This is a genomic window from Pseudomonas sp. FW305-25 (assembly GCF_017351415.1).
GTDB classification, from domain to species: Bacteria; Pseudomonadota; Gammaproteobacteria; order Pseudomonadales; family Pseudomonadaceae; genus Aquipseudomonas; species Aquipseudomonas chlororaphis.
In genome coordinates, this window is the sequence record NZ_JACNDE010000026.1 from 28,882 (window position 1) to 51,359 (window position 22,478).

A 22,478-nucleotide genomic window follows, 5' to 3' on the forward strand; every position below is an offset into this window, starting at 1 on the left:
CCAGACTCATGGAAGACCCCACACGATGAATATCCCGAACCTTTCCGGCAACACCGCGCCGTCGCACCAGGCGCGTTATTACTACGGGCCCAACTACAAGAAAATGACCCTGGCGGGCCTGGTCTTCGGTGGGCTTTCGCTGTTCGCGGTGTTCGGCACACCCAGCGAGAACAACAGCGTGATCCGGCTGATAGAGGCCCTGGGGCTCAATGGTCATCTGGTCATGCAACTGCTTGGCGTCGTGGGCGTGGCCATGACCGTCGCCGTTGCCGGTGCGCTGATCTTCCTGCGCGGTGCCGGCAATCGTTATGTGGTGCTGACGGACAAGAAGCTGGTGGCCCCGGTCAGTAACTTCAGTTCGAAGATCCGCGAGATTCGCCTGATCAATATCTCGGACGTCGAGCTGGTGGAAGTCTTCAACCAGCGCTTCATCCGCGTCCAGCACAGCGACGGCAAGATGGAACTGGTGGAGAACATGTTCAAGAACCAGGAACTGTTCTACGACTGCTACAAGGCGATTACCCTGGCCATCGAGGCCAAGGGCCAGAACGTGAAACGCGCGCCCGCCCGCAAGTAAAAGCTCCGGGTTTCAGCCTGGCGTCTGCCGCTTCTGCGTCGACTCATCCTGATCCGCGGCAGGCTGGGCCTGCTGCGGGTCTTCATCTTCTTCATCGGCCTCGAGCAGAAAGTCCTTGCGACTCTCCTTGATGGCCTGGCGGATATCCGCGCCCTTGGTCGGGCAATTCAGCAGTGCAGCGATACGGTCGATGCGTGGCGCCATGGCCAGCCTCTCACTTTCAGGAAACTGGCTCGATAGTGCGCGTTTTCGTGGTGCCAGGCCATTACTTGCGCGCGTTTTGCCCTCAGGGTTGCTGCAAGGCCTCCAGGCGCTCGGCAATTTCCTCGTCGGGGAAGCGCTGCTTCAGGGCGATGATGTACTGGTCGGCGACCTTGTCCTGGCCGGTCTTGCGCAGCCGCAATACCTCGCGCAGGGTGTCGTCGAGGATCGACGTCGGCGCCTCGCGCTCGTCCTGCTCCTTGCCCTGCTCCTTACCCGGGAATGACGCCAGGTGCCCCAGGGACTCATAAGGCTTGGCGGTGAAAGCTTGCGTGTCATGGATCAGCGGCAGGCCCGCCCCGGGTGCCGCGGGAGCGGGTGCCGACAAGGCGCCGGCGGCCGCCTCCGGCGTCGCGGCCAGTTCGAAGCGGTTCGATTCCTCCATGGTTGATTCCGCACGGGCGGATTCCACAGGAGCAGCGCCAGCGGGCGCGGACTCGGCCTGGCGCCGTGCAAGCTGCGGGGCCGCGGCCTTTGCCATGGGTGCCGGCGCGGGAGCGAATGCCTGGCTCGGCGCAGGCTCTGGAGAGCGCTGCAACACGCCCAGCAGCAGGGTCACGCCGAACAGACCGGCGAACGCCACTTGCCAGCGCGGCTGGCGGCACAGATCGAACCAGCGTTGCCACAGAGACGGCCGGGGCGCCGGGGCTTCGCGGCGGGCCGTGGCCATGATCAGGGCGTCGAGGCTGGCCGGCGGCTCGCCATGGCTGTGCTGGCGAATATGCTCGAGCATGCGCTCTTCTTCGGTAGGGGGAAGCTGTCGGGCGTCAGTCATGTCAGTACCTCCTCGGCCAGGAGCCGACGCAGTTTTTTCAGCGCATAACGGAAGCGGCTTTTCACCGTTTCCAGCGGCGTATCGGTAAGGCTGGCGATCTGCGGCAACTCCAGTTCGCCGTGGGCGCGCAGCAGGAACACCTCGCGCTGGTCGGCGGGCAGATCCTGCAAGGCGGCGTCGATGCGTTGCCGTTCACGGCTCAGGCTCAGGTGTTGTTCCGGGCCGCTGGCGTCATCGGCCAGATCGTGCAGTTGCTCGTCGTAGCTGTCGTGCAGCGGGTTGCGCATGCCGTGCTTGCGCCAGTGGTCGATCAGGCGGTTGCGGGCGATCTGGTACAGCCAGGTACGAAAGCTGGCCCGGCCCTGTGGCGCACTGGTGGTGCGGATCAGGCTGAGCCAGGTGTCCTGATAGACCTCGTCGGCCAGCTCGGCCTTGTCGCACAGGCTCAGCAGAAACCTGTACAGCCCCTGGCGATGCCGCTGGTAGAGGACCTCGAAGGCGGCGCTGTCACCCGCGCGATAACGCGCCAGCAGCGTTTCGTCGCTGCTGGCGGGCTCTGGTCGATTCGCCGCAGGCATGGTCGTGCTGAACTCCTTCTGGTGGCTCGTCATGACGTTACTCACGGCGGCTCAACGCCTCCGCGGAACGGCCCGGCTGATTCGCCGGAGCGGCAGTCTGCAGGCTCTGCGCCAGTTCCACCAGTTGCACGAACTCGCCACGCAGGCCAAAACGGTCTTCGCCCTTGGCGCCGCGGGCCAGTGCAACGGTGTCCTTGAGGCCGAAGTCGCCGGTGTAACGAGCGTCCTTGAGCTGCTGGGCGAACGCCGCCACGGCTGCGGCAAATCTTAGATCATCGCTGGCCTGGATGAGTTTGCCGTGCTGTTGCGACGCCAGGATCGGCCGCTCGATCAGCCGGCTGCTGCCGCCTTGCGGCGCCTGGTAGCGCACCCGCAGCATGGCCAGTTCGTCGCTCTTGATGCTCGATTGCGGCTGCGTGGGGGCTGGGCCATAACGCAACGGCTCCAGCCAGCCCAGCTGGCCCTTGGGCACGATTTCATACAGCGCGGTGACCGTATGCCCAGCGCCGATCTCGCCGGCATCGACCTTGTCGTTGTTGAAGTCCTCGCGTTTCAGCGCGCGGTTCTCATAACCCAGCAGGCGGTATTCGCTGACCTGGGCCGGGTTGAATTCCACCTGCAGCTTCACGTCCTTGGCCACCACCGCCAGGGTCGAGCCGAGCTGGTCCACCAGGACCTTGCGCGCCTCGCGCAGGTTGTCGATGTAGGCATAGTTGCCATCGCCGGCGTCGGCCAGTTGCTCCATCAGGTGCTCGTTGTAGTTGTCCACGCCAAAGCCGAGGGTGGTCAGCGACACGCCGCTTTTACGCTGCTCGACGGCCATCTGCTTGAGGCGGTCGAAGTCGCTGATGCCGACGTTGAAGTCGCCATCGGTGGCCAGCAGGATGCGGTTGATGCCGTTCTTGATGAAGCCTTGCCGGGCCATCTGATACGCCAGCTGGATGCCCGACGCGCCGGCGGTGGAGCCGCCCGCCGTCAGTTGCTCGATGGCGTTGCGGATCTTCGCCTTGTCGCGCCCGGAAGTGGGCTCCAGCACCACCCGCGATTCACCGGCATACACCACCAGCGATACCCGGTCCTGTTCGCGCAACTGGTCCACCAGCAGCTTGAGGGTGCTTTGCACCAGTGGCAGGCCCTCGCGGCGATCCATGGAGCCGGACACGTCCACCAGGAACACCAGGTTGGCCGGCGCCAGCTCGGCGACGGCGCGATCCGAAGCCTTGATGCCAATGCGCAGCAGGCGGGTGTGGGGGTTCCAGGGCGACGGCGCGATCTCGGTGGTCACGCCAAACGGCGAGCCGTCGCCGGGCAGGGCGTAATCGTAGGGGAAGTAATTGACCAGTTCTTCCAGGCGCACCGCGCCTTGCGGCGGCAGGCTGCCCTGGTTGAGCAGACGCCGGACATTGGCGTAGGCACCGGTATCGACATCGACGCTGAAGGTCGAGACCGGAGCCTGCGCCACGCTGTGGATCGGGTTGTCCGGCAGGTTCTGGTACTGCTCCCGCGGTTCGGCGCGATAGCCGGCGGGCAGCGATTCGCGCGTCATCATCGAGGATTGCATGGGTGCCGGGGCGAGCGCCTTGGCGTTGTTGTATCCGGCCAGGATCACATCGGCGCGCGGGGCCTCGCTCGGCGAGGGAGCGGCGACCTGCGGTGCCAGCGTTTCCTGGACGGGCAAGGCAGCGCCCCGGGTCTCAGGCGAGGACGGGCCGCAACCGGCCATGGTCAACAGCAACCCGGCGGCGCACCCCTGAACGGCGGGGCGAAGGAAATACGGAGGAAGGAACATGGGGGCTGACCTCGGGGAAATTGATCCATTCCCCCCTTCAGACGAAGCCCCTTGGCGATTCGGGTTAGGCCCCCGGAAAAAAAATCTGCTTAGCGCAGATAGCGCCGCACCACGCTACTGTTGCGCAGCACGTGGCCGTTGATCTTTTCCAGCAGCTGGGCGCGGGTCAGGCCGGCCGGCAAGGCGTCGGGCGCCAGCTCCAGGGCGTAGATCTGGATGATGTAGTGATGCGCGCTGTCGCCCACCGGCGGGCAAGGACCGACGTAGCCGGTGGTGCCTTTGCTGTTGGTGCCGCCCAGCCCTTCCAGGGTGCCCTTGGCCCCCGCGCCCGCAGCGATCTGCCGGGTCGTGGGCTTGATCCCGTAATGCACCCAGTGGTCGATACCCTGGCCTTTGGCGCCGTCCGGGTCGTGCATCACGATGGCGTAGCTGCGGGTGCCTTCCGGGCCGGCGGTCCAGGCCAGGGCCGGCGACAGGTTATGCCCGCCGCAGCCCTTGGCATCGCTGGCGCTGGCCGGGGTGAACAGGCGGTTGTCCGAGACACCAGGCACGTTCAGGGTGAAACGCTCCTGGGCCTGGGCCGGCAACTGCAGGCACAGCAGGACGGCGCCGGCGGCCAGCCAGGTATTGAGAGAGGCAAAACGGGACATACGCAAGCACCTTCTGCGAATGGGTTCATCGGAGCGTGGAGACTATAGCTGCGCGGCGAAGCGTCGCGCTTGAGCAGTATTGCCGCTGATTGAGCTTGAGCCGCAGTCTCTTGTAAATGAAAAAACCCCGGATTTTTCAGCTCCGGGGCTTTTTTCGACGGTTGCCCGTTCTCGGGCCGGGTGCCGCGACGGCCTAGACCTTGTCGTCTTCGGCCGGCAGGTGGATGACCCGCTCCACCGGCTCCGGCATCAACGGCGGGTGGGGCTGCTCCTGCGGGTCGATCCGGAAGAACTTGGTGGTGACATGGCTGATGCCGCCCTCTTCGTCGTTGTGCACGATCATGGTCCCGGGCCGACGTATCTGGGCGAAGGTTTCGTCGCTGAGCTTGAAACGCTCGCTCAGGCGCTGGCTGTCCACCACCGGCGCCGGTAGGCGCGGCGGGTACTTCTTGTGGCGGCGTTGGCGGTAGCGCGCCCAGGAAATCAGCAGCACCGCATTGATCACCGCGACCCAGGCGTAAAACTGCAAGGTGGTCAGGGCGTCGAACAGGTTGACGTTGATACGCGGCCCCGCGTGGCTGTCGAGCAGGGGAATCAGCCCGCGGACCAGCAGATATAGGAGGCTGATCCAGGCCAGGACGGTCAGGAACACGTCCACCGCCATCAGGAATGGACGCTGTCGGGTTCGGATGATTTTCATCAGCGCATCTCCTATTCGTCATCCAGGGGTTTGATACCGCGGTCCGGGCTGACCCAGCGCGCCCGCTTCTGATGTTCGCCGAACAGCACCTTGGGAAAGCTCACCAGGGTGGTGAGCAGGCTGATGAACCAGAACACCAGGGGGTACCAGACCACCCAGAACATGGTTTTCCACAGGTCTTTCTCATAACGCCGGTCGATCAGGATGCTGACCACGAACTGGCCCAGGCAGACCATCGCCAGCACCAGCCCGGTGAAGGCCGGTGGCATCAGGTGGTCGACGGTGATGGCCGCGGGCAGGCTGACGAACTTGCCGACGCCCCAGAAGATCACCGACAGCAGGAAGGTGAAGGCCCAGCCGGTGGACAGGCAGTAGTCGAACAGCAAAGTCCACAGGTAGCGGTGGCGCCATTCCCAGATGCTGCGGATATTCTTGAACAGCACCTCGGCGCCGCCCTGAGCCCAGCGCAAGCGCTGCTTCCACAGCCCGCGCAGGGTTTCCGGCATAAGGATCCAGCACAGCGCCCGCGGCTCGTAGAAGATGTTCCAGTGATCGAGCTGCAGCTTCCAGCTGATGTCGATGTCCTCGGTGATCATGTCCGGGCTCCAGTAGCCGACCCGGTGCAGGGCCGAGCGGCGGAAGGCGACGATCACCCCGGAGACCGTGAAGATCTTGCCGAACACCCGCTGGGTGCGTTTGATCAGGCCGATGATCGACGAGAACTCGCCGACCTGGACCCGGCCCACCAGGGTCGAGCGGGTACGGATCCGCGGGTTGCCGGTCACCGCGCCCAGGCGCGGGTTGTCCAGCATGGGGGCCACCAGGTACGCCGCAGTGTCGGGCGCCAGCAGGGCGTCGCCGTCGATGCACACCAGGTATTCGCTGCGCGCCGCCACCGCGCCCATGCGCAGCGCCACGGCCTTGCCCTGGTTTTCCGCCAGGTGCAGGACCCGCAGCCGCGGGTCCTGCATTGCCAGGGCATCGAGCACCTCGGCGGTGTTGTCCTTGGAGCCGTCGTTGATCGCGATGACTTCGATGTTCGGGTAGCGCTGGGCCAATGCCGCGTGGATGGTGTCGGCGGCGTTTTCGCCCTCGTTGTAGCAGGGAATCAGGATGCTGATCAGCGGCTCGCCGGCCAGCAGTGGCGGCAGGGTGCCCTCCTTCCACGGCCAGTGGCGCTCCCAGTGCAGCCAGAAATACAGGCCGCCGGCGATCCACAGGCCGGACATGAACAGCGGGTAATAGAACACGAAGTCCATCAGGAACTGGCCTGTCAGCAGGAAGATCAGGCCCAGCGGCACCCCGAGGACAATCGCCAGAACGAACAGGGCTAACAGTCGATCCAACATGATTTAAGGATTCCACTTGGTGGAGAGCGCCGGACGAATGACCTTCAAGTCCGGTGAGTTCTCGAGAAAGTTATCCGGGTAGTAGCCGAAACTGGTCGCGCCCTGGCGCTTGAGTCGTCCCATCCAGTCGGCCATTTGTGCGGCGTCGATATCGCTCGCTGGTGTCGAAGCCCAATCCCGGGCCTGTAACTCGAATACGGTACGGTCCAGCGCGCCGGGGCGGGCCTTGACCGTGGCCACCAGCTGCTCCAGCCAGGCGCCGGAGGCCTTGCGCTGCTGCCCTTCCATCAGCGGCATGGCCATGGGCGCGGTCCAGTCGTAGCTGGCGAGGAAATCGTCGAGGTTCTGCGCGAAGCAGGTCTCGCTCTGCGGGTTGAGCATCGGCTCGGCGAACAGGTTGCGCGCGGTCAGCACCTGCGGCCCGCGGATCGCCTTGACCTTGGCGCTCAGCTCGTGGGTGAAGTCGATCAGGTAACGGCTCTTGAAGCGGGTCCAGCGCTGTAGGGTCGCCGGGTCGGCGCGCAGGGCGGCGATGGAACCGGGCAGCCCGTTGGCGGCATAGGCGCGCAGCGCTTCGGGGTTGGCGTCCTCGAAGTCCGAAAGCAGCGCGTCGTCGTGGTAGAGGATGCCGTCCACCGAGGTCAGGCGCGCCACGTCTTCGTAGATCTCGCCGATGATGCGCCGTACCTTCGGATCGAACGGCGACAGGCGCCGGTACTGGTCCGGGTCGATGCCGGTCTGGCCGGTTTCCGGGTTCCAGCGGGTGACGCGCGGCAAGCTCGGATCGAGGTCGAAACTGAGCACCGGCATCCAGGCGAACACCTTGACGTGGGCTCGGGTGCGCAGCTGCCAGGCCACCCGGTCGAAAATATCGGCGCGCACCGGCAGGTGGCGGTTGGGGAAGTACAGCGACTGCACCAGGCCGTCGCCCTTGGGATCGGCGAAGGCTTGCAGGAACACGGTGTTGGCGCCCAGGTCTGCCATGCGCTGGACCAGCTTGCCAAGGTTGATTTCCTGCTGCTGCGGGTCCGGGTCGTAGACGTTGTCCAGGTCAACATGCACCACGCGCATCGCGGCCGGCGCCTGCACGCCGACGATGCTGTTGGAGAAATGCAGGCCGTCGGGGTCCGAGGCCACGAGGAAACGCGGGCTGCTCATCAGGTTATCGAGCGCGTCGAGGCCGTCGTCGAGGGTCAGGGCCATGTCGTAGCCCTGCTCGCCCACCACCCGCAGCGCCGTGCCGTCGGCGGTGCCGTACGGCCAGACCCAGACCCGCGGGCTGTAGCCGGTGGCCGCGCGGATTTTTTTCGAGATCGTCGCCACGTCACTGCGCAGGCGGGCCTCGAACTCGGCCTCGCTTTCGTAGCGCCCGGTGGTGGCGTCGTAGCGCCGCGTGGCGGCGGCCGGTTGCAGGTTGCCCTGGGGGTTGGCCAGCACGCCTTTGTGGTTGGCGTCGGTGTGGGCGGCGATTTCCACCAGCCCGGAGCGGGAAATCTCGCGGATCTGCGCCCAGGTCAGGAAGTCCGAACGCTGGCGCGGGGTGCCGGCGAAATCCACCGGCTGGTTGAGCGGGGTATCGATCCATACGCCCACCGGAGCCAGCAACGCAGGCCAGTTGTAGCTGCGCAGCACCGGCAACACGCGGGTGTAGAAACTCGCGTAACCGTCGTCGAAGCTCAGCAGCACGGCCCTGGCCGGCAGCTCAGGGCCGCCTTTGCGCGCCGCCATGATCTGGTCCACGGTGACCGGCTGGTAGCCGTTCTCGCGCAGCCAGGCCAGCTGTTCGATCATGCGTTCGGTGCGCACGGCCACCACCGCCTGGTCGGGGTCGCGGTCTTCGATGTCGTGGTAGGCAATGCCCAGCACGTGGTTTTTCGGCCACGGGGTTTCGTTGGCGGGCACCGGGCGCTGCGCCGGCGCCAGGAAGTCCGCGGCGGGCTGGGCGCAGGCGCTAAGAATCAGGGCTCCCAGCAGGAGGATGCAACGCAGGGTCTGAGGCATCTTCAAACTCTTCTAGAAGCGGTAGGTAAGGTCGAGAAGCAAACGCAGATCGGTTTCCCGATCGCCGTCGTACGGCCGGTTGATCACGCTCAGGTTGGCGCCGGCCTCGAACACGTCGTTCCAGATCACGCGCTGGCCATAGCTGAGCAGGCCGATTCCCCCGGTGGAGTGATCGCGCTGGCTATAGGTACCGGCGCCCACCTGGAACTGCTGGCTCCAGACGGTTTCGTAGCGCTGGTAGAGGACGTGATTGATGTTCACCGTCGGCAGCACCGTGAGGTCCGCCTTGGGGTTGAAGTACGGCGTGTCTTCCTTGGTGTTGTGGCTGCTGCCGACCTCCAGGCCCAGGTCGACCTGTACGTGAGGCGTGGCGTAGACCCCCTCGCGACCGGTGAGCAGGGCTTCGAAACGGTTGTTGCCGTCGCTGAAGTGCGAGGGGCTCAGGGCCAGCCGCCATTCGCGGCTCTCGTTGGCCCGCCAGCGCAGGAACGCGCTGCCGCCATTGGCGTAGATATCGCTGTTGAGCGCCCGCAGCGGGGTATTGGCCGACAGGTATTCCAGGCTACCGCCGTACTGCCAGTGGTCGTCGATGTCGCGGGCGATGGCCAGGCGCGCACCCTGCTTGTCGCCAAAACCATAGGAGTGGTTGGAGACTTCCGCTTCCAGGGTCATATCGCGGGTCCGGCGCTCTACGCCGACCCGCTGCCAGCGGTGGTGCCCGGTGCCTTCCTGGAAGTCGCCGGTGGCATAGCCGAGGCCGCCGAACAGGCGCCAGTCTTCATTGATCGGCGGGCTGTAGAGCACCGTCTCGATGCCGAAATCCTTGCTCCCGGAAACCGCGCCGGCGCCGCTGTTGCCGCCGCCGTAGCTCTTGCCGCCATAGGTCTCGACCCGCAGCTCGGCCATGTCGTGCACTTGGCGCTGGCGGGCCAGGCGCTGCACCTGACGGTTTTCAGGGAAGCGCTGCACCACGTCGTCGGTCAGCGCATCGAGCTGGCGCCACTCCTGCAGATCCTGCGCGGTATGGCCCTGGGCGACTTCCAGGCCGATGTCCCGCGGTGCCTGGGCCTCGGTTTCCTTGAGCAGGCCCTCGGCGCGGCGCGGCCATTTGCGGGCCAGGTACAGGTTGGCCTCGGACAGGCGCAGGCCGAGGTTGCCCGGCGCCTGCTCCACCAGGTTGGCCAGGCGCTGTTCGCTGCCCGCCAGGTCGGCGCTGTAGGTGCCGGACTGCGCGGCCAGTTGCTGGGCGTCCATCCATTCGTCGTTGGGGTTGCCCACTGGCAGGCCCTTGAGCTCGACCCGGGGTTTCTGATTCCTGGCCAACTCGTCGGCAATCTGTTGCGCTTCTTCCGGGCGGTCGCTTTCCAGCAACGCGTAATACAGCGCGGTGTTGTCGTCGACGCGGTCGCTGACGTCGGCATCGGGCGCCGCCAGCACCTGGCGGTAGAGATCGCTGGCGATTTCCGGCTTGCGCTGGTCCAGGTGCGAGGACGCGACCCAGCGCAAGGCATAGGTGGGGATGGTCACGCCTTCGGCGGTGAGCTTGTGGTACTCGTCGATGACCTCGGCGGTGCGGGCGCGGGCCTTGAGCGCGCCCAGGCGGTCGATGCGCCAGCGGGTCACGTCGTCCCTGGCGGCCGGGTCCGAGGCCCAGGCCGCGATCAACCGGTCGTAATCGGCCAGGGCGCGATCGGCGATGACATAGCGTTCCTTCTCGCTACGGGTCGCCAGTTCGGTCAGGCGCACGCGCTCGGCGGCCACGTCGCCTTCCAGGCGCCGCAGCGATACCGGGTCGAGCAGCCCGGGATGCTGGCGGGCCAGGCGCAGCGCCGGCTCCGGCAAGCGCGCGCGCTGCAGGGCCAGCACGTATTCGCGGAGCACTTGCGGCTTGTCGCCGGCGCGGACGAACGCCTGGTCGAACTCGAACAGGGCGTCATAGGGTTGAGCGGCGCGGGTCAGGGCATACCCCAGGGCCAGACGGCGGGTGGCATCGTCCGGCTTGGCCGCCACCAGCTCGCGGGCACGGCGCACGGCCTCCGCCGGCTGGCCGGCGTCGGCCTGGGTCAGGGCCAGGCCCAGTTGCAGGTCGGGGTTCTGCGGCTCGCGCTCCAGGGCCTGGCGGTAAAGCCGGATCGCGTCGTCCCAGCGCTTGAGGTTGCGATAGGCGCGAGCGGTGGCGGTCAGGGCCTGGGTCGGCAGCACCCGGCCACGGGCCTGGGTTTCATAGACATCCACCACCTCGGCATCGAGGCCCGCCCAGCTGGCGATCTGCAAATGGTCGCTGACCAGGCCGGCGGTCAATTGGTCGGCGGGCACCTGGCGCAGATGGGTCAGCGCGGGGGCATAAGTCCCGGCGCGGGCTTCGAGCACCAGTTGGTCGTACACCGGGTCGGCGAAGACCAGCGTCGGCCACAGCAATTGGCTGCATAGCGCCAGACAAAACAGCGGGCGCAAACCGTACAGACGCGGAGGAGGAACAATCAGCGGCATTTCGTCAGCATCCTTACATGGCTAGCCGGAGTCTTTTGCTACTCCCCTGCCTGACAGGTATCAGGAAACCGAATCAATGATTCGGCTAGCTTCAGGACCAGTGTTCCACGCAAGGTTAGTTCAGATATTGAAACGCAATATTTATTCAGATTCGTTTTTTGCCAGAGCCCGCGAACGCAGCGGCTTGCAGCGATGCTCGGGGCAGCTGCGCCGGAGTCCTGCGCAGGCCGCCGACAGCAAAACGCCCGGCCATCCGCATATGCGAAGGCCGGGCGTTGACGGGTCGAGCGACCCCGGGAGAGGTCGGGATTGTTACTGGATGGTGACCGGTCCCAGTTTGCTCATGACAAAACCGACGAACTGCTCAGGGGTCATTTTCTGGCCGTTGAAGTCCACTTCGTTGTTGGCATAACGCAGCTTGGAGACGATGTCGTTGCCTTCCAGCTTGGCCAGCTGGGTGCCCAGCGCCATGCCGCTGACCATGTCGGCGGCCATGCTGCCCTGGTCGGCGATCGCCTTGGCGTCGGTCACGCCGTCCAGCTGCGCCTGCACCGATGCCATGTCGGCGATCATCGGCTTGGACAGCAGCAGGTTCAGGTCCAGCTGGGTGAGCAGTTGCTTGCTCAGTTCGGCCGGCGGCAGCTCCATGGATTGCGGCTTGTTCAGGTCCACCACCAGGCTCAGGCGGCTTTCGCCATTGGTGGTCTTGAACGAGAGGTTTTCCAGGGCGATATGCGGCTGGGCGGCCAGCAGCTTGTCCAGGTCAGCCTTGACCTGGGCCTGCTCGGCCTCGCTCAGGTTCAGCTCGGGCGCTGGCTCCCCGGCGGCTTCGGCCGCGGCGACGGCGTCTTCGTAGGGTTGCAGCTTGTTCTGGTAGACCTGCATCAGCGACATGCCGGAGGCGATGTCGAGGTTCTTCATGCTCCAGGTCATTTGCGCCGAACCGACGGCTTTGCCGTTGAGGGCGACTTCGCCGATCTTGTAGTCGGCACGGCCGGCCAGGTGGGCGCCCTTCTCGTCGGTGGCGCTCTTGATCTGCGAATTCTTGAAGCTGAGCACCGACTGTTTCTCGCCGAACGTGGCCTTGGTGCTGGTCAGCTCCAGGGTGTTGTCTCCGACGTAGAAGCCATAGTTGCTCTTGGTCAGGTTGCTGGCCAGGGTCAGGCCGTTGAGCTCGACCTGCACCGGCGTCTGGTCTTCGGCGACGCTGTTGAGCTTGAGGCTGTCCATGTAGCCTTCGGCCTTGACCTTCTGCGCTTGGGCGCTGGTCGAGAGGTCCAGCTTCAGGCCGGAGAACTTGAGGGTCGACTTGTCGTCCAGGGCCGTCTCCAGCGGCAGCAACTCCAGGTTGCCGGTGGCGGAACGGTCGTAACCCAGGTTGACCACGCCCTTGAGCGGGGAAACATCCTTGGTGGCGGCGAACCATTTCTCGGTCAGGGCGTTCTTTTCCAGCTCGTAGTGACTGGTGGCCATGACCGGCAGCCATTTCAGGGTCATCAGGCGCGAGAACGGCAGCGGGCCGTGTTCGATGCGGTCGACGAACACCAGCTCGACGCCCTCGGCGCTGTCGCCGAACATCTCGCCCTGGCCCTTGAGGCGGTAGCGCGCGGTGCTGCTGAACAGGTTGCGCTCCAGCGATACCAGCTCCAGGCTGGCGGTACCGTTGGAACCGACCATGGCGGCCTGGAGTTCCTTGTTGGCGTCGGCGATAGAGGTTTGCAGCACCCCTTCCAGCTTGGTCCCGGTATACCAGGCGCCGCCGGCACTGATAGCGCCCACCGCGACGACGATTCCTAACAGTACGCCTGCTGATTTATTCATTATTTGACCCGATCGATCCGTTGTTGAAATGTGTGGTCGTCTTCCCTGAACCCGGCACGGGTTGTGGCTCGACTGTGCGTAAAACTGCCGAAGATTAGCACCGGCCAGGCCAGGCGGCCCAACCTTTCCATGTGAAAAGTCGTGAACAGGGGGACGCTGAAAACACAGCCTGTAGCCGCTGGCGCAGCCTGCGATCGACGGCGCAGCCGTCGCTGGGCCGGACGGTGCGTTTCTTCAGGCAGATCGCGGATTCAGGGTTTACGATTGCTGCGCAACCGATCGCAGCCTCGCGGGCTCGGCAGCGGCTACGTAGACGCCGCGTTCCTGTAGTCGCTGGCGCAGCCTGCGATCGGCGGCGCAGCCGTCGCTGGGCCAGACGGTGCGTTTCTTCAGGCAGATCGCGGATTCAGGGTTTGCGGTTGCTCTGCAACCGGTCGCAGCCTCGCGGGCTCGGCAGCGGCTACATGGCTACATGGCTACGTGGCGTGTTCGGAGTATTCGACCTCCAGCGCGTCGAGCTGGTGATCGAAGCTTTTCAGGCGCGCGGTCCAGGTGTAGACCAGCACTTCGAAATCGCGGTTGATCACCGCGCCGCCCGGGGTTTCCGAACGCGGGTCGCAGAAATCCAGTTGATAGCGTTCGCGGGCCATGGCGGCGGCGACATCGGACAGTTCGCGGGCATTGTTCAGCCAGTGGCGACCGTCAGCGGCCTGTTTATCCAGTAATACGCACTGTTTTTTCAGGGCTTCGAGGCTTTTTTCCAGGGGGGTGCCGGTCAACTCGCCCATGACTTCCTGAAAGGTTCGCCCCGGCTGCCAATAACTGCCCCAGAAGTAACGGTCGAATACCGTCTCGACCCGGCGCAGGGCGACTTTGGTGTCCCAGATCGCGACCAGGGTCTTGCCCTGCTCCAGCTGCCTTTTCTTGATTTTCTGGGTCTGGAACGACGTCCAGGCCACGAAAACGATAGCGCTCACCGCAATCAGCGCGCTGGCGCTGTCGAGAAAGATCATGGCCTTGTCGATCTGGTGCGCCAGCATGACACCGTAGAAATAAGTCGCAGAAAGCAGCACCAGTGCGACGATGGCGCACCAGAAGCCGAGAGCATAAGGGTTTTTCATTATTGGAATCCCCATGACCATCACGTGCCTGACCGCTGGCCGAGCACTGGACGCAAGGTGCTCAGCCAACTGTTCAAAGCATAGCAACGGCCTCAGGGTTTGGCGGGGTTCGAGGCTTGCGTTCGTCCGCTTTCCCAGCCACCGCCCAGGGCCAGGAACAGGTCGATCTGACTCATCGCCACCTGGGTGTTGGCCGCGGCCAACTGGGCCCGTACGTCGGTATAGGTGCGGGTCGCCTGCAAGTCGGCGAGGAACGACTCGCGGCCGGCCTGGAAGAAGCGATGGGTCTGGTCGGCGGCCTGGCGCGCCGACTGCTCGGCCTCGGCCAGGGCCTCGCGACGTTGCAACTGGGCACTGTATTGGGCCAGGCCGGTCTGGGTTTCGCGGATGGCGTTGAGCACCACCCCGTCGAAATGCGCCAGGGCGCCCTGGCTGGCGGCTTCGGCCTCATGAATACGTTCGCGGGCGCCGTTGGCCGGTACCGTCCAGCTGATCAGCGGGCCGAAGCCCCAACGGTTGGTGGAGGGTTTGCCGAGGTTGTCGACGATGCCCACGGTGCCGACGGTCGCGCCAATGCTGATGTCCGGGTACAGCGCACCGGTGGCGACGCCGATATCGGCGGTGGCCGCGGCCAGGCGACGTTCGGCCTGGCGCACGTCGGGGCGGCGCTTGAGCAGGGTCGCGCCGTCACCCACCGGCAACAATTGCGCAATGTGCGGCAGCTCGGCGCAGCTGTCGGTGCCGGCCGGCAACTGGTTCAGCGGCTTGGCCAGGAGCATCGACAAGCGGAACAGGCCGGCCTGGCGCGCCGCCTCATAGCGCGGCAGTTCGGCGCGCAGGGACTTGAACTGGGTCTGGGAACGGGTGACCTGGGTTTCGTCGCCACGCCCGGCGTCGCGCAGGCGCTGGATCAGCGCGGTGCTCTGGGCCTGCAGGTCCAGGGAGTGCTCGGCGATCTCGCGCTCTTCGTTGGCCGCGCAAACCTGGGTGTAAGCCCGCACCACGTCGGCCACCAGGGTGATGCGCGCGGTATCGGCCGCCGCCTGGGTGGCATCGGCGTTGGCCTGGGCCGCCTCGATGCCGCGCTGCAGGGTGCCGAACAGGTCGAACTGATAAGAGGTGCTGACGGACAGGTTGCCGACGTTAGCCACCGGCACTTTCTCCGGCAGCAGGAAGGCTTCGCCGGACTCCTGCAGACGCTCGACCCCGGCCTTGACCCCGCCGCTCCAGCCGCCGGCCGCCTGGGCCTCGTCGACCTGGGCGCGGGCCCGCGCCAGGTTGGCCGCCGCGACCCGCAGGTCGGTGTTGGAGGCCATGGCCTGCTGCACCAGTTGGTCCAGGCGCGGGTCCTGGTACAAGCGCCACCAGTCCGCCGGGACCGGCGCCGAGACCACCTTGTCGCTCGATCCGGCCAACTCGCCCTGCAAATCGCCGCGATGCAGCGCCGCGTCGTCCGGCAGGTGATAGTCCGGGCCGACCATCTGGCAGGCTGACAGCAGCAAAAAGCCGAGCCCGGCCGTGGCCACACGCAGGGCGCTGTTCATTGCGCCGGCTCCGAGCGGATTGGCGCCTGATCGTCGATGATCGACACGGTGGCGGTGCGCCCGGCGATCATGCGGAAGTCTTCCGGCACCTCGTCGAAGGCAATGCGCACCGGAATCCGCTGGGCCAGGCGCACCCAGCTGAAGGCCGGGTTGACGTTGGGCAGCAGGTTGGAGCCGCTGCTGCGGTCGCGGTCCTCGATGCCGGCGACGATGCTTTCGACATGCCCGCGCAGCCGCGCGCGATCGCCGACCACGCGGATATCGACGCCCTGGCCGATATGAATGCCGTCGAGCTTGGTTTCCTCGAAATAACCGTCGATATGGAAGGAATTGCTGTCCACCACCGACAACACCGGGCGCCCGGCGGTGACGAATTCCTGGGTGCGTGGCGCGCGGTCGTTGACGTAGCCGTCCACCGGGCTGCGGATCACCGAACGGTCAAGGTTCAGCTGGGCGCTGTCCACCGCCACCTGGGCCTCGGCCAGGGCCGACTGGGCACGGGCCACGCGGGACTGGCTTTCTTCGAGCTGCTCGCGCGGCACCAGGTTGCCCAGGCCGAGGTTACGCCTGGCCTCGCGCTGGGCCTGGGCCAGGGTTTCCTGACGGTCGGCCAGGGACGCCTTGGCCTGGCGCAGGGCCAGGCTGAAACGGTCCTGGTCGATGCTGAACAACACCTGGCCGCGCTTGACCAGCTGGTTGTCGCGCACCTGCACCTGCTGGATCAGCCCGGAGACGTCCGGGGCGATCTGCACGATGTCGGCACGGATATGCCCGTCCCGGGTCCAGGGCGCGAACATGTAGTACATCACCATGCGCCAGACCACCACGACCGCGAAGCTCACCACCAGCAACGTCAGGACCACGCGGCCAATGGTCAATAAAGGTTTTTTCATGTCATCAGGTATCGACTGAGTGAGTCCACGGCGCCGAGCAGCAAAGCGTACAGACCAACGTTGAACAAAGCCCGGTGCCAGACCAGGCGATAAAAATGCAGACGTGTCAGCAACCCGTGGACCACCAGGTACAAGCCATAGGTAAGGCCCATCAGCACCAGCAGCGTGGGCAGGAACACCCCGCTGATATCCAGGTCACCGATCATAAAGGCGCTCCATCGATGCCATGGGGCAGCGGTTCCTCAAGCTCGCCACCGCCGACGAACTCCACACCGGGCAGCAGGGCCAGGCGCAGGCCGCTGAGGGCATGTAGCAGGTGCAAACGGGTTTCGCGGTCGTCCTGGCTGTGGGCATCCAGGGTGCGACGGGCGCGGTCCAGGGTCATCAGCAGGCCGCTCGGCGCCGGCAGGCGTTCGCCGGCCTTGAGGCAGGCCTTGAAGTAGGCGCCGACCTCGGCCACCACCTGGCGCAACAGCACCTGCGCGTTGCCCTGGGCCCGCGGCGCATAGGCCAGCAGGTCCAGCAGGTTCAGGCCGACACGCACTTCGCGCAGGGCGCCGCCGGTGTCCTGGCCGGTCATGGCCAGGCGCGGCAGGTGCTGCATCAGGCGGTCGAGCATCTGCACCCCCAGATGGCGGTGTTCGGCCAGGTTGGCGGGCTCGGTCATGCCGACGATGTCCTGCCAGCTGAAGCGGGTCATGCGCTTGGCCGCCAGTTCCGAGCCGAACGGCCGGGCGACCAGGGTCCAGACAAAGGCGAACAGCAGGCCCATGGGCCCGGCCAGGTTGGAGTTGGCGAAGCTCAGGAAGTCGGCGTCGTAGGCGCCCTGGATGCTGATGAAGGACGAGGTGTTGACGATGGTCAGCAGCATGCCCAGGTAAAAGCGCGGCTGCACCGTGAGGGTGCCGACGCAGATGAACGGCACGGCGAAGGCCAGCACCAGCATCGGGAAATCGTGCAGGTTGGGCAGGATCAGGAACAGGTAGAGGCTGGCGAACAGCACCGACATCGCGGTCCAGAAGAAGAACCGGTAGATCTGCGGCGCCGGGTCGTCCATCGAGGCGAAGAAGCTGCAGGCCACCGCCGCGAGGATCACCGCGCTGCCGCCGTCGGTCCAGCCCAGGAGGATCCACAGCACCGAGGCGACGATGATCGCCAGGACAGTGGAGGCCACCGAATACAGCATCAGCCCGCGGTCGAGGAACGGCGTCAGGCGGCCCAGGCGCCAGTGGCGATAGACCGCGCGCCAGATGTCCTGGCTTTCGCATTGAATGGCGTGTTGCAGGCTGCGGCAGTCCTGCCACAAATCGATCCATTCGCCGAGGCGGTACAGGGCGTTGGAAAACAGCAGCTGGCGTCGGTCGTCAAGGGCTTCGGCGTCCGGTTGCAGCGCTTCGAGCTGGCCGCGCAGGGCCTGCCAGCGCTCGACCGAGGCGCCCTGGGCGGTGCTTTCCAGCCATTGCCCAGCCTGGGCCAGCAGCGGCGCGAACTGCTCCACCAGCTCCGGGGTACGTCGCTCCAGGGCGTACAGGGCATCGTCCAGGGCGTCCACCACGGGCAGCAGGTGGATCATGCGTCCGCGCAGTTCCTTGGTATTGCGCACGGTCTGCGGGCGCGCGCCCTCATGGGGCAACTGGCCGATCATCAGCTCCAGGCTGTTGAAGGTGGCGACCATGGACGCGCGCAAGGCGCTGACTTCTTCGGGCTGCACGTTGCGGCTGAGAAAGCGCTGGCTGTAGGTGGAGGCATCGGCGAACCATTTGCCCGCCGAATCGACGAACACCGGCGCCAGCCGCCGTGGCCAGAACATACTGCCGATCACGGCCGCGCAGACGATGCCGAGGAAGATCTCCTCGGTGCGGGCCTCCGCCACGTCCCACACCCCCAGCGGGTTATCCACCACCGGCAGGGCGATCAGCGGCAGGCTGTAGCCAGCCAGCATCAGCGCGTAGCTGTTGGCGGTGCGCAGGTGCAGGGAGAGGAACAGCAGGATCCCGGTCCACAGGGCGATGATCACCACCAGCAGATAGGGGCTCTGCACGAACATCGGCACGAACAGCACCGCCGCCGAGGCGCCGAGCAAGGTGCCGATCGCACGGTACAGCGCCTTGGAACTGGTGGGCCCGACGAACGGGCTGGAGACGATGTACACCGTGGCCATCGCCCAGTATGGACGCGGCATCTGCATGAGCATGGCGATGTACAGCGCAATCATCGACGCGGCAAAGGTGCGCACGCCGTAGAACCAGTCGCGCGCCGGCGGCACGCCGGTAAAGAATCCGCTCAAGAAGGCACCGCCGGTGGCTGGGCAGCCGACTCGAAGGCGCGGATCACCTTCAGCGCCGCCTCAAGGTCCGCGGGTGTGATGCCTTCCAGCACCTCGCGACGCAGGCGCACCAGCTCGGCTTCCACCGACTGCACCAGCTCGCGACCGGTGTCAGTCAGGCTCAGGCATTTGGCCCGGCGATCGTGGGGGTCCTCGGTACGGCAGGCGTAGCCGGCGCTGCACAGCTGGTCCAGCAGGCGCACCAGGGACGGGCTTTCCATCCCCGCCGCCTGCGCCACCGTCACCTGGCGCACGCCCTCGCCCAGGCGCCCGATCATCAGCAGGGGCACGGCGCAGGCTTCGGAGATTCCATAGTTGACCAGCGTGCTCTGGCAGATCCGCCGCCAATGTCGGGCGGCGACCACCATGCCACTGCTGATATTCATCTGGAGTGATTCGAGAGAGTCGGGCAAAAGAAGGTTCGCACACTGTTAGTTTGCTAACTATCAATGGTGCATGAGGGGGTTAAATCCAGTCAAGTTTTGAAACAATTTAGCGACCGATCGTCGCCGCGAGAAAACCTGGACCGGCTTAGGTACTGAAGATATATATACTTGGTATATACGTTTTTGCAGGAACTGTCCCATGCCCAAACACGCCGTTTTCACGATGAAACTCGAAGCCGACTTGCGCGATCAGTTTATGGCCGAGGCCGAAGCCAGCCATCGCCCCGCATCGCAGATCGTCCGAGAAATGATGCGTCAGTACGTGCAGGAACAACGGGAAGCCCGGGAGTACGAGGCCTTTCTGCAACAGAAGGTCGATACCGCACGCGCATCCATGACCGCTGGGAAAGGCATCGCCAACGATGATCTGGAAGCCACCTTCGCGGCCCGCAGGGCACAGGTAGCGCCCCAGCAATGAAAGTGATCTGGACGCCGCAAGCCGCACAGGACCGTGCAGACATATGGGATTACCTGCATGACCTGAATCCGCAGGCGGCGCTGGACATGGACATACGCTTCAGCCAATCGGCTACGCAACTGGTGCAACATCCTCAAGCCGGGCGCCCCGGATTGATCGCCGGCACCCGCGAACTGATCCCTCATCAAAGCTACCGTCTGGTCTATCAACTCCATCAGGATGCGGTGTGGATCCTGGCGCTGGTGCATACCGCGCGCCAGTGGCCTCCAACCGAAGCCTGATGCCTCAAGCCCCCCGCCCCTTCCTCAACAACACATCCAGCTGATCCACCACTTCCGCCCAGTCGGCGTCGTCGAGGATCTCGTTGCGCAGGAAATCCGCCTGGCTGCTGGTCCAGAAGAAGGCATCCGCCAGGTGCAGTTCCGGCTTGAGCGGCGAATGGGTGGCGATGAAACGGTCGATGCCCTCGGGGTCGTCGGGCAGGCCGAGTTGCTTGAACAGGGCGGGCAGGCTGTGGGATGGGGATTCCATGGGGGCTCCTGAACGGGTTGGGTGTTGGTTGAACCACTGCTGCGCAGTCGATCGCGAGCCAGCTTGCTCCTACAGAAAACAAGCATTTTTGTAGGAGCGAGCTGGTTCGTGAAAGGTGGGTACATACGCCAACAGCGCTAGTAACTGACCTCGCACACCTCGGCATGAGGCACCATTTTCAGGTACTGGTCCATGCTCAGATGCACCAGGTTGTTGTGGTTGCCGGCTTCCAGGTAGATGTCTTTCTGCCGGGTCAGCATCGGATCGATCACCACGTCCAGCCCATAGGATTCACCCAGGGCCGGTACCGCGCCGCGTTCGCAATCGTTGAACAGATGCGCCAGGGTGCTTTCCCGGGTGATCTGCCATTCGTTGCTGCCGCGCACCTTGCTCAGATCCAGGTGACGGCTGGCCGGCAGCACGGCCATCAGGTAGTGGCCGTGACTGTCGTCGAGGATCACCGACTTGGCCACGCGCTCGGCGGGAACTCCCGCCACCCGAGCGGTCTCCAGGCTGCTCGACGAATGTGGATGAGCCACCACGTCAAAATCGCAATGCGCCTGTTCCAGGCTGCGTTGCACGGTTCTTGCCATACGCATGATGCACCTCGGTGTCCTGAACGGCTTTGCAGGACTATGGGTTAACGACTGTCACTCCCTTCACAAAGTCTAGGCCGCGCCGCCCTCGCCCACTGACGAACTTCCGAACGGCACGCGGGCGTGAGGCTGCTCAGAATTCGCTCAATCCCACGCTCTACTAGACTCAAGGACAAGGCCAGCGAACGGCTGGCAACCGAGGCACATGACTCTCCAGGAGGGTCGGATGAACGAGCGTGGGTGGCGGGCGACACTGAAAGGGCTGCTGCTGGGTGTGCTGATCGGCCTGCCGACCGGGCACGCCCAGGCCGTGAAGCCAGTGGTGGTGCTCACCGTCAACGATGTGATCAGCCCCGCCAGCGCCGACTACGTGGTGCGCGGCCTGGACAAGGCCGCCGACGAGCACGCCCAACTGGTGGTGCTGGGCATCGACACCCCGGGCGGCCTCGACACCTCGATGCGCTCGATCATCAAGGCGATCCTCGCCAGCCCGGTGCCGGTGGCCAGCTACGTCGCCCCCAGCGGCGCCCGCGCCGCCAGCGCCGGCACCTACATCCTGTATGCCAGCCACATCGCCGCGATGGCCCCGGGCACCAACCTCGGGGCCGCCACCCCGGTGCGGGTCGGCATGCCGGGGCAGCCCGACCCGGGCGGCAACCCGCCCGCCGCGCCACGCTCGGACAAGAACCCGGAGCCGGACACCGACACCCTCAGCCACAAACAGATCAACGACGCCGCAGCCTATATCCGTGGCCTGGCGCAATTGCGCGGACGCAATGCCGAATGGGCGGAACAGGCTGTGCGCGAGGCCGTCAGCCTACCGGCCCAGGAAGCCTTGAAGCTGAAGGTGGTCGACTATGTCGCCGATGACCTGAACGGCCTGCTCAGGCAACTCGACGGCAAGTTCCTCATCGCCGCCGGCCAGGCGGTGCAGCTGCATACCCTGGGGGCGGCGGTGATCCATCACGACCCGGACTGGCGCACGCAGCTGCTGTCGGTCATCACCCACCCCAGCGTGGCGCTGATCCTGATGATGATCGGCATCTACGGGCTGTTCTTCGAGTTCGTCAACCCGGGCACCGCGGTGCCCGGCGTACTCGGCGGCATCTGCCTGCTGCTCGGTTTGTACGCCTTGCAACTGCTGCCGGTGAACTACGCCGGCGTGGCCCTGATCCTGCTGGGCATCGCCTTCATGGTCGCCGAAGCCTTTCTACCGACCTTCGGCGTCATCGGTTTCGGCGGCATCGTCTCCTTTGTCGTCGGCGCGGTGATCCTGATGGACACCGATGTCCCGGGCTATGGCATTCCCCTGCCGCTCATCGTCGGCCTGGCGGTGGTCAGCGCGCTGCTCCTGGCGACGCTGGCGAGCATGGCGCTGCGCGCGCGACAGCGCCAGCAGGTGGCCGGCGACGCGGGGCTGGTGGGCAGTGTCACGGCGATCACCGCGGTGCAAGCGGGCAACCCTTACAACGGCTGGGTGCTGTTGCAGGGCGAACACTGGCAGGTCCTGAGCGCAACGCCGCTGCAAACCGGACAACAGGTACGGGTGGTGGCGCGCAAGGGGCTGCTTCTGGAAGTGACGACGGCCGAGGCCGCGCCGCGAGGAGGATGA

The 22,478-nt window shown here is 65.4% G+C and carries 22 protein-coding genes; 4 read left to right on the plus strand and 18 right to left on the minus strand.

The genetic code is table 11. The annotated features are described in order from the left end of the window. Positions 1-25 precede the first annotated feature (25 nt). Positions 26-577: a hypothetical protein gene (locus J4E58_RS21990; protein ID WP_087092329.1), complete on the plus strand. Its 552-nt coding sequence runs from the start codon at positions 26-28 to the stop codon at positions 575-577. A 12-nt stretch (positions 578-589) separates the two neighbouring features. Here J4E58_RS21990 and J4E58_RS21995 read toward each other — a convergent pair whose 3' ends face one another. The 16 genes from J4E58_RS21995 to J4E58_RS22070 all read right to left on the minus strand — a co-directional run bounded on the left by J4E58_RS21995 (position 590) and on the right by J4E58_RS22070 (position 19,261). Continuing rightward, positions 590-781 (minus strand): hypothetical protein, encoded by a 192-nt coding sequence (locus J4E58_RS21995; protein WP_087092328.1) that lies wholly within the window; start codon positions 779-781, stop codon positions 590-592. A gap of 82 nt (positions 782-863) precedes the next feature. Then, positions 864-1,613 (minus strand): hypothetical protein, encoded by a 750-nt coding sequence (locus J4E58_RS22000; RefSeq protein ID WP_087092327.1) that lies wholly within the window; start codon positions 1,611-1,613, stop codon positions 864-866. Continuing rightward, on the minus strand, positions 1,610-2,191 hold the full coding sequence (locus J4E58_RS22005) for an RNA polymerase sigma factor (protein WP_087092365.1): 582 nt from the start codon (positions 2,189-2,191) through the stop codon (positions 1,610-1,612). The genes J4E58_RS22000 and J4E58_RS22005 overlap by 4 nt, the downstream gene beginning before the upstream one ends. A gap of 37 nt (positions 2,192-2,228) precedes the next feature. Continuing rightward, positions 2,229-3,980 (minus strand): VWA domain-containing protein, encoded by a 1,752-nt coding sequence (locus tag J4E58_RS22010; protein ID WP_087092326.1) that lies wholly within the window; start codon positions 3,978-3,980, stop codon positions 2,229-2,231. Positions 3,981-4,069: 89 nt separating this feature from the next. Continuing rightward, positions 4,070-4,630, minus strand: a complete 561-nt coding sequence (locus tag J4E58_RS22015) for a YbhB/YbcL family Raf kinase inhibitor-like protein (protein ID WP_007930309.1) — start codon at positions 4,628-4,630, stop codon at positions 4,070-4,072. A 193-nt stretch (positions 4,631-4,823) separates the two neighbouring features. Continuing rightward, positions 4,824-5,330 carry a poly-beta-1,6-N-acetyl-D-glucosamine biosynthesis protein PgaD gene (gene pgaD, locus J4E58_RS22020; protein WP_087092325.1) on the minus strand — a complete coding sequence of 169 codons (507 nt, stop codon included), beginning with the start codon at positions 5,328-5,330 and terminating at the stop codon, positions 4,824-4,826. Between the two features lie 11 nt (positions 5,331-5,341). Next, entirely contained in the window at positions 5,342-6,679 is a 1,338-nt protein-coding gene (gene pgaC / locus J4E58_RS22025; RefSeq protein ID WP_087092324.1) for a poly-beta-1,6-N-acetyl-D-glucosamine synthase, read from the minus strand. 3 nt (positions 6,680-6,682) lie between these two features. Continuing rightward, positions 6,683-8,680: a poly-beta-1,6-N-acetyl-D-glucosamine N-deacetylase PgaB gene (gene pgaB, locus J4E58_RS22030; protein WP_087092323.1), complete on the minus strand. Its 1,998-nt coding sequence runs from the start codon at positions 8,678-8,680 to the stop codon at positions 6,683-6,685. Positions 8,681-8,692: 12 nt separating this feature from the next. Further along, positions 8,693-11,170, minus strand: a complete 2,478-nt coding sequence (gene pgaA / locus J4E58_RS22035) for a poly-beta-1,6 N-acetyl-D-glucosamine export porin PgaA (RefSeq protein ID WP_087092322.1) — start codon at positions 11,168-11,170, stop codon at positions 8,693-8,695. Between the two features lie 312 nt (positions 11,171-11,482). Then, positions 11,483-12,991, minus strand: coding sequence for a YdgA family protein (locus J4E58_RS22040; RefSeq protein ID WP_087092321.1), 1,509 nt, complete (start codon positions 12,989-12,991; stop codon positions 11,483-11,485). Positions 12,992-13,467: 476 nt separating this feature from the next. Next, positions 13,468-14,112 (minus strand): NADH:ubiquinone oxidoreductase subunit N, encoded by a 645-nt coding sequence (locus tag J4E58_RS22045; protein WP_037004411.1) that lies wholly within the window; start codon positions 14,110-14,112, stop codon positions 13,468-13,470. A gap of 92 nt (positions 14,113-14,204) precedes the next feature. Next, the gene (locus tag J4E58_RS22050; protein WP_087092320.1) at positions 14,205-15,656 is read right to left on the minus strand and encodes an efflux transporter outer membrane subunit; all 1,452 of its coding nucleotides are present in this window, start codon (positions 15,654-15,656) and stop codon (positions 14,205-14,207) included. Continuing rightward, positions 15,653-16,549: an HlyD family secretion protein gene (locus J4E58_RS22055; RefSeq protein WP_087092319.1), complete on the minus strand. Its 897-nt coding sequence runs from the start codon at positions 16,547-16,549 to the stop codon at positions 15,653-15,655. The genes J4E58_RS22050 and J4E58_RS22055 overlap by 4 nt, the downstream gene beginning before the upstream one ends. After that, on the minus strand, positions 16,546-16,755 hold the full coding sequence (locus J4E58_RS22060; RefSeq protein ID WP_007932080.1) for a DUF1656 domain-containing protein: 210 nt from the start codon (positions 16,753-16,755) through the stop codon (positions 16,546-16,548). Before J4E58_RS22060 ends, J4E58_RS22055 begins: the two co-directional genes overlap by 4 nt. Continuing rightward, positions 16,752-18,836 carry an FUSC family protein gene (locus tag J4E58_RS22065; RefSeq protein WP_087092318.1) on the minus strand — a complete coding sequence of 695 codons (2,085 nt, stop codon included), beginning with the start codon at positions 18,834-18,836 and terminating at the stop codon, positions 16,752-16,754. Before J4E58_RS22065 ends, J4E58_RS22060 begins: the two co-directional genes overlap by 4 nt. Beyond that, positions 18,833-19,261 carry a MarR family winged helix-turn-helix transcriptional regulator gene (locus tag J4E58_RS22070; protein WP_053259193.1) on the minus strand — a complete coding sequence of 143 codons (429 nt, stop codon included), beginning with the start codon at positions 19,259-19,261 and terminating at the stop codon, positions 18,833-18,835. Before J4E58_RS22070 ends, J4E58_RS22065 begins: the two co-directional genes overlap by 4 nt. 199 nt (positions 19,262-19,460) lie before the next feature. Between J4E58_RS22070 and J4E58_RS22075 the strand changes: the two genes are divergently transcribed. Together J4E58_RS22075 and J4E58_RS22080 are read left to right on the plus strand one after the other, a co-directional pair. Further along, complete coding sequence (locus J4E58_RS22075; RefSeq protein ID WP_087092317.1) at positions 19,461-19,739, plus strand: antitoxin of toxin-antitoxin stability system; 279 nt, start codon at positions 19,461-19,463, stop codon at positions 19,737-19,739. Then, a complete protein-coding gene (locus J4E58_RS22080; protein WP_087092316.1) occupies positions 19,736-20,020 on the plus strand; it encodes a type II toxin-antitoxin system RelE/ParE family toxin in 285 nt (94 codons plus the stop codon). Before J4E58_RS22075 ends, J4E58_RS22080 begins: the two co-directional genes overlap by 4 nt. Positions 20,021-20,024: 4 nt before the next feature. On the opposite strand, the gene J4E58_RS22085 is transcribed toward J4E58_RS22080, so the two are convergent. Together J4E58_RS22085 and J4E58_RS22090 are read right to left on the minus strand one after the other, a co-directional pair. Then, positions 20,025-20,270, minus strand: coding sequence for a DUF2789 domain-containing protein (locus tag J4E58_RS22085; protein WP_007932069.1), 246 nt, complete (start codon positions 20,268-20,270; stop codon positions 20,025-20,027). A gap of 137 nt (positions 20,271-20,407) precedes the next feature. Further along, positions 20,408-20,869, minus strand: a complete 462-nt coding sequence (locus J4E58_RS22090) for an aminoacyl-tRNA deacylase (protein ID WP_007932067.1) — start codon at positions 20,867-20,869, stop codon at positions 20,408-20,410. A gap of 223 nt (positions 20,870-21,092) precedes the next feature. Here J4E58_RS22090 and J4E58_RS22095 point away from each other — a divergent pair, with 223 nt between their 5' ends. Then, the gene (locus J4E58_RS22095) at positions 21,093-22,478 is read left to right on the plus strand and encodes a nodulation protein NfeD (RefSeq protein WP_087092315.1); all 1,386 of its coding nucleotides are present in this window, start codon (positions 21,093-21,095) and stop codon (positions 22,476-22,478) included.

Bases quoted from the DNA above. Each gene is read 5' to 3' on its own strand.
- J4E58_RS22055 (WP_087092319.1), bottom strand. From the start codon at position 16,549: ATGAAAAAACCTTTATTGACCATTGGCCGCGTGGTCCTGACGTTGCTG.
- pgaC (WP_087092324.1), bottom strand. From the start codon at position 6,679: ATGTTGGATCGACTGTTAGCCCTGTTCGTTCTGGCGATTGTCCTCGGG.
- pgaA (WP_087092322.1), bottom strand. From the start codon at position 11,170: ATGCCGCTGATTGTTCCTCCTCCGCGTCTGTACGGTTTGCGCCCGCTG.
- J4E58_RS22060 (WP_007932080.1), bottom strand. From the start codon at position 16,755: ATGATCGGTGACCTGGATATCAGCGGGGTGTTCCTGCCCACGCTGCTG.
- pgaD (WP_087092325.1), bottom strand. From the start codon at position 5,330: ATGAAAATCATCCGAACCCGACAGCGTCCATTCCTGATGGCGGTGGAC.
- pgaB (WP_087092323.1), bottom strand. From the start codon at position 8,680: ATGCCTCAGACCCTGCGTTGCATCCTCCTGCTGGGAGCCCTGATTCTT.
- J4E58_RS21990 (WP_087092329.1), top strand. From the start codon at position 26: ATGAATATCCCGAACCTTTCCGGCAACACCGCGCCGTCGCACCAGGCG.
- J4E58_RS22090 (WP_007932067.1), bottom strand. From the start codon at position 20,869: ATGCGTATGGCAAGAACCGTGCAACGCAGCCTGGAACAGGCGCATTGC.
- J4E58_RS22000 (WP_087092327.1), bottom strand. From the start codon at position 1,613: ATGACTGACGCCCGACAGCTTCCCCCTACCGAAGAAGAGCGCATGCTC.
- J4E58_RS22070 (WP_053259193.1), bottom strand. From the start codon at position 19,261: ATGAATATCAGCAGTGGCATGGTGGTCGCCGCCCGACATTGGCGGCGG.
- J4E58_RS22015 (WP_007930309.1), bottom strand. From the start codon at position 4,630: ATGTCCCGTTTTGCCTCTCTCAATACCTGGCTGGCCGCCGGCGCCGTC.
- J4E58_RS22005 (WP_087092365.1), bottom strand. From the start codon at position 2,191: ATGCCTGCGGCGAATCGACCAGAGCCCGCCAGCAGCGACGAAACGCTG.
- J4E58_RS22050 (WP_087092320.1), bottom strand. From the start codon at position 15,656: ATGAACAGCGCCCTGCGTGTGGCCACGGCCGGGCTCGGCTTTTTGCTG.
- J4E58_RS22095 (WP_087092315.1), top strand. From the start codon at position 21,093: ATGAACGAGCGTGGGTGGCGGGCGACACTGAAAGGGCTGCTGCTGGGT.
- J4E58_RS22085 (WP_007932069.1), bottom strand. From the start codon at position 20,270: ATGGAATCCCCATCCCACAGCCTGCCCGCCCTGTTCAAGCAACTCGGC.
- J4E58_RS22075 (WP_087092317.1), top strand. From the start codon at position 19,461: ATGCCCAAACACGCCGTTTTCACGATGAAACTCGAAGCCGACTTGCGC.
- J4E58_RS22040 (WP_087092321.1), bottom strand. From the start codon at position 12,991: ATGAATAAATCAGCAGGCGTACTGTTAGGAATCGTCGTCGCGGTGGGC.
- J4E58_RS22080 (WP_087092316.1), top strand. From the start codon at position 19,736: ATGAAAGTGATCTGGACGCCGCAAGCCGCACAGGACCGTGCAGACATA.
- J4E58_RS21995 (WP_087092328.1), bottom strand. From the start codon at position 781: ATGGCGCCACGCATCGACCGTATCGCTGCACTGCTGAATTGCCCGACC.
- J4E58_RS22010 (WP_087092326.1), bottom strand. From the start codon at position 3,980: ATGTTCCTTCCTCCGTATTTCCTTCGCCCCGCCGTTCAGGGGTGCGCC.
- J4E58_RS22045 (WP_037004411.1), bottom strand. From the start codon at position 14,112: ATGAAAAACCCTTATGCTCTCGGCTTCTGGTGCGCCATCGTCGCACTG.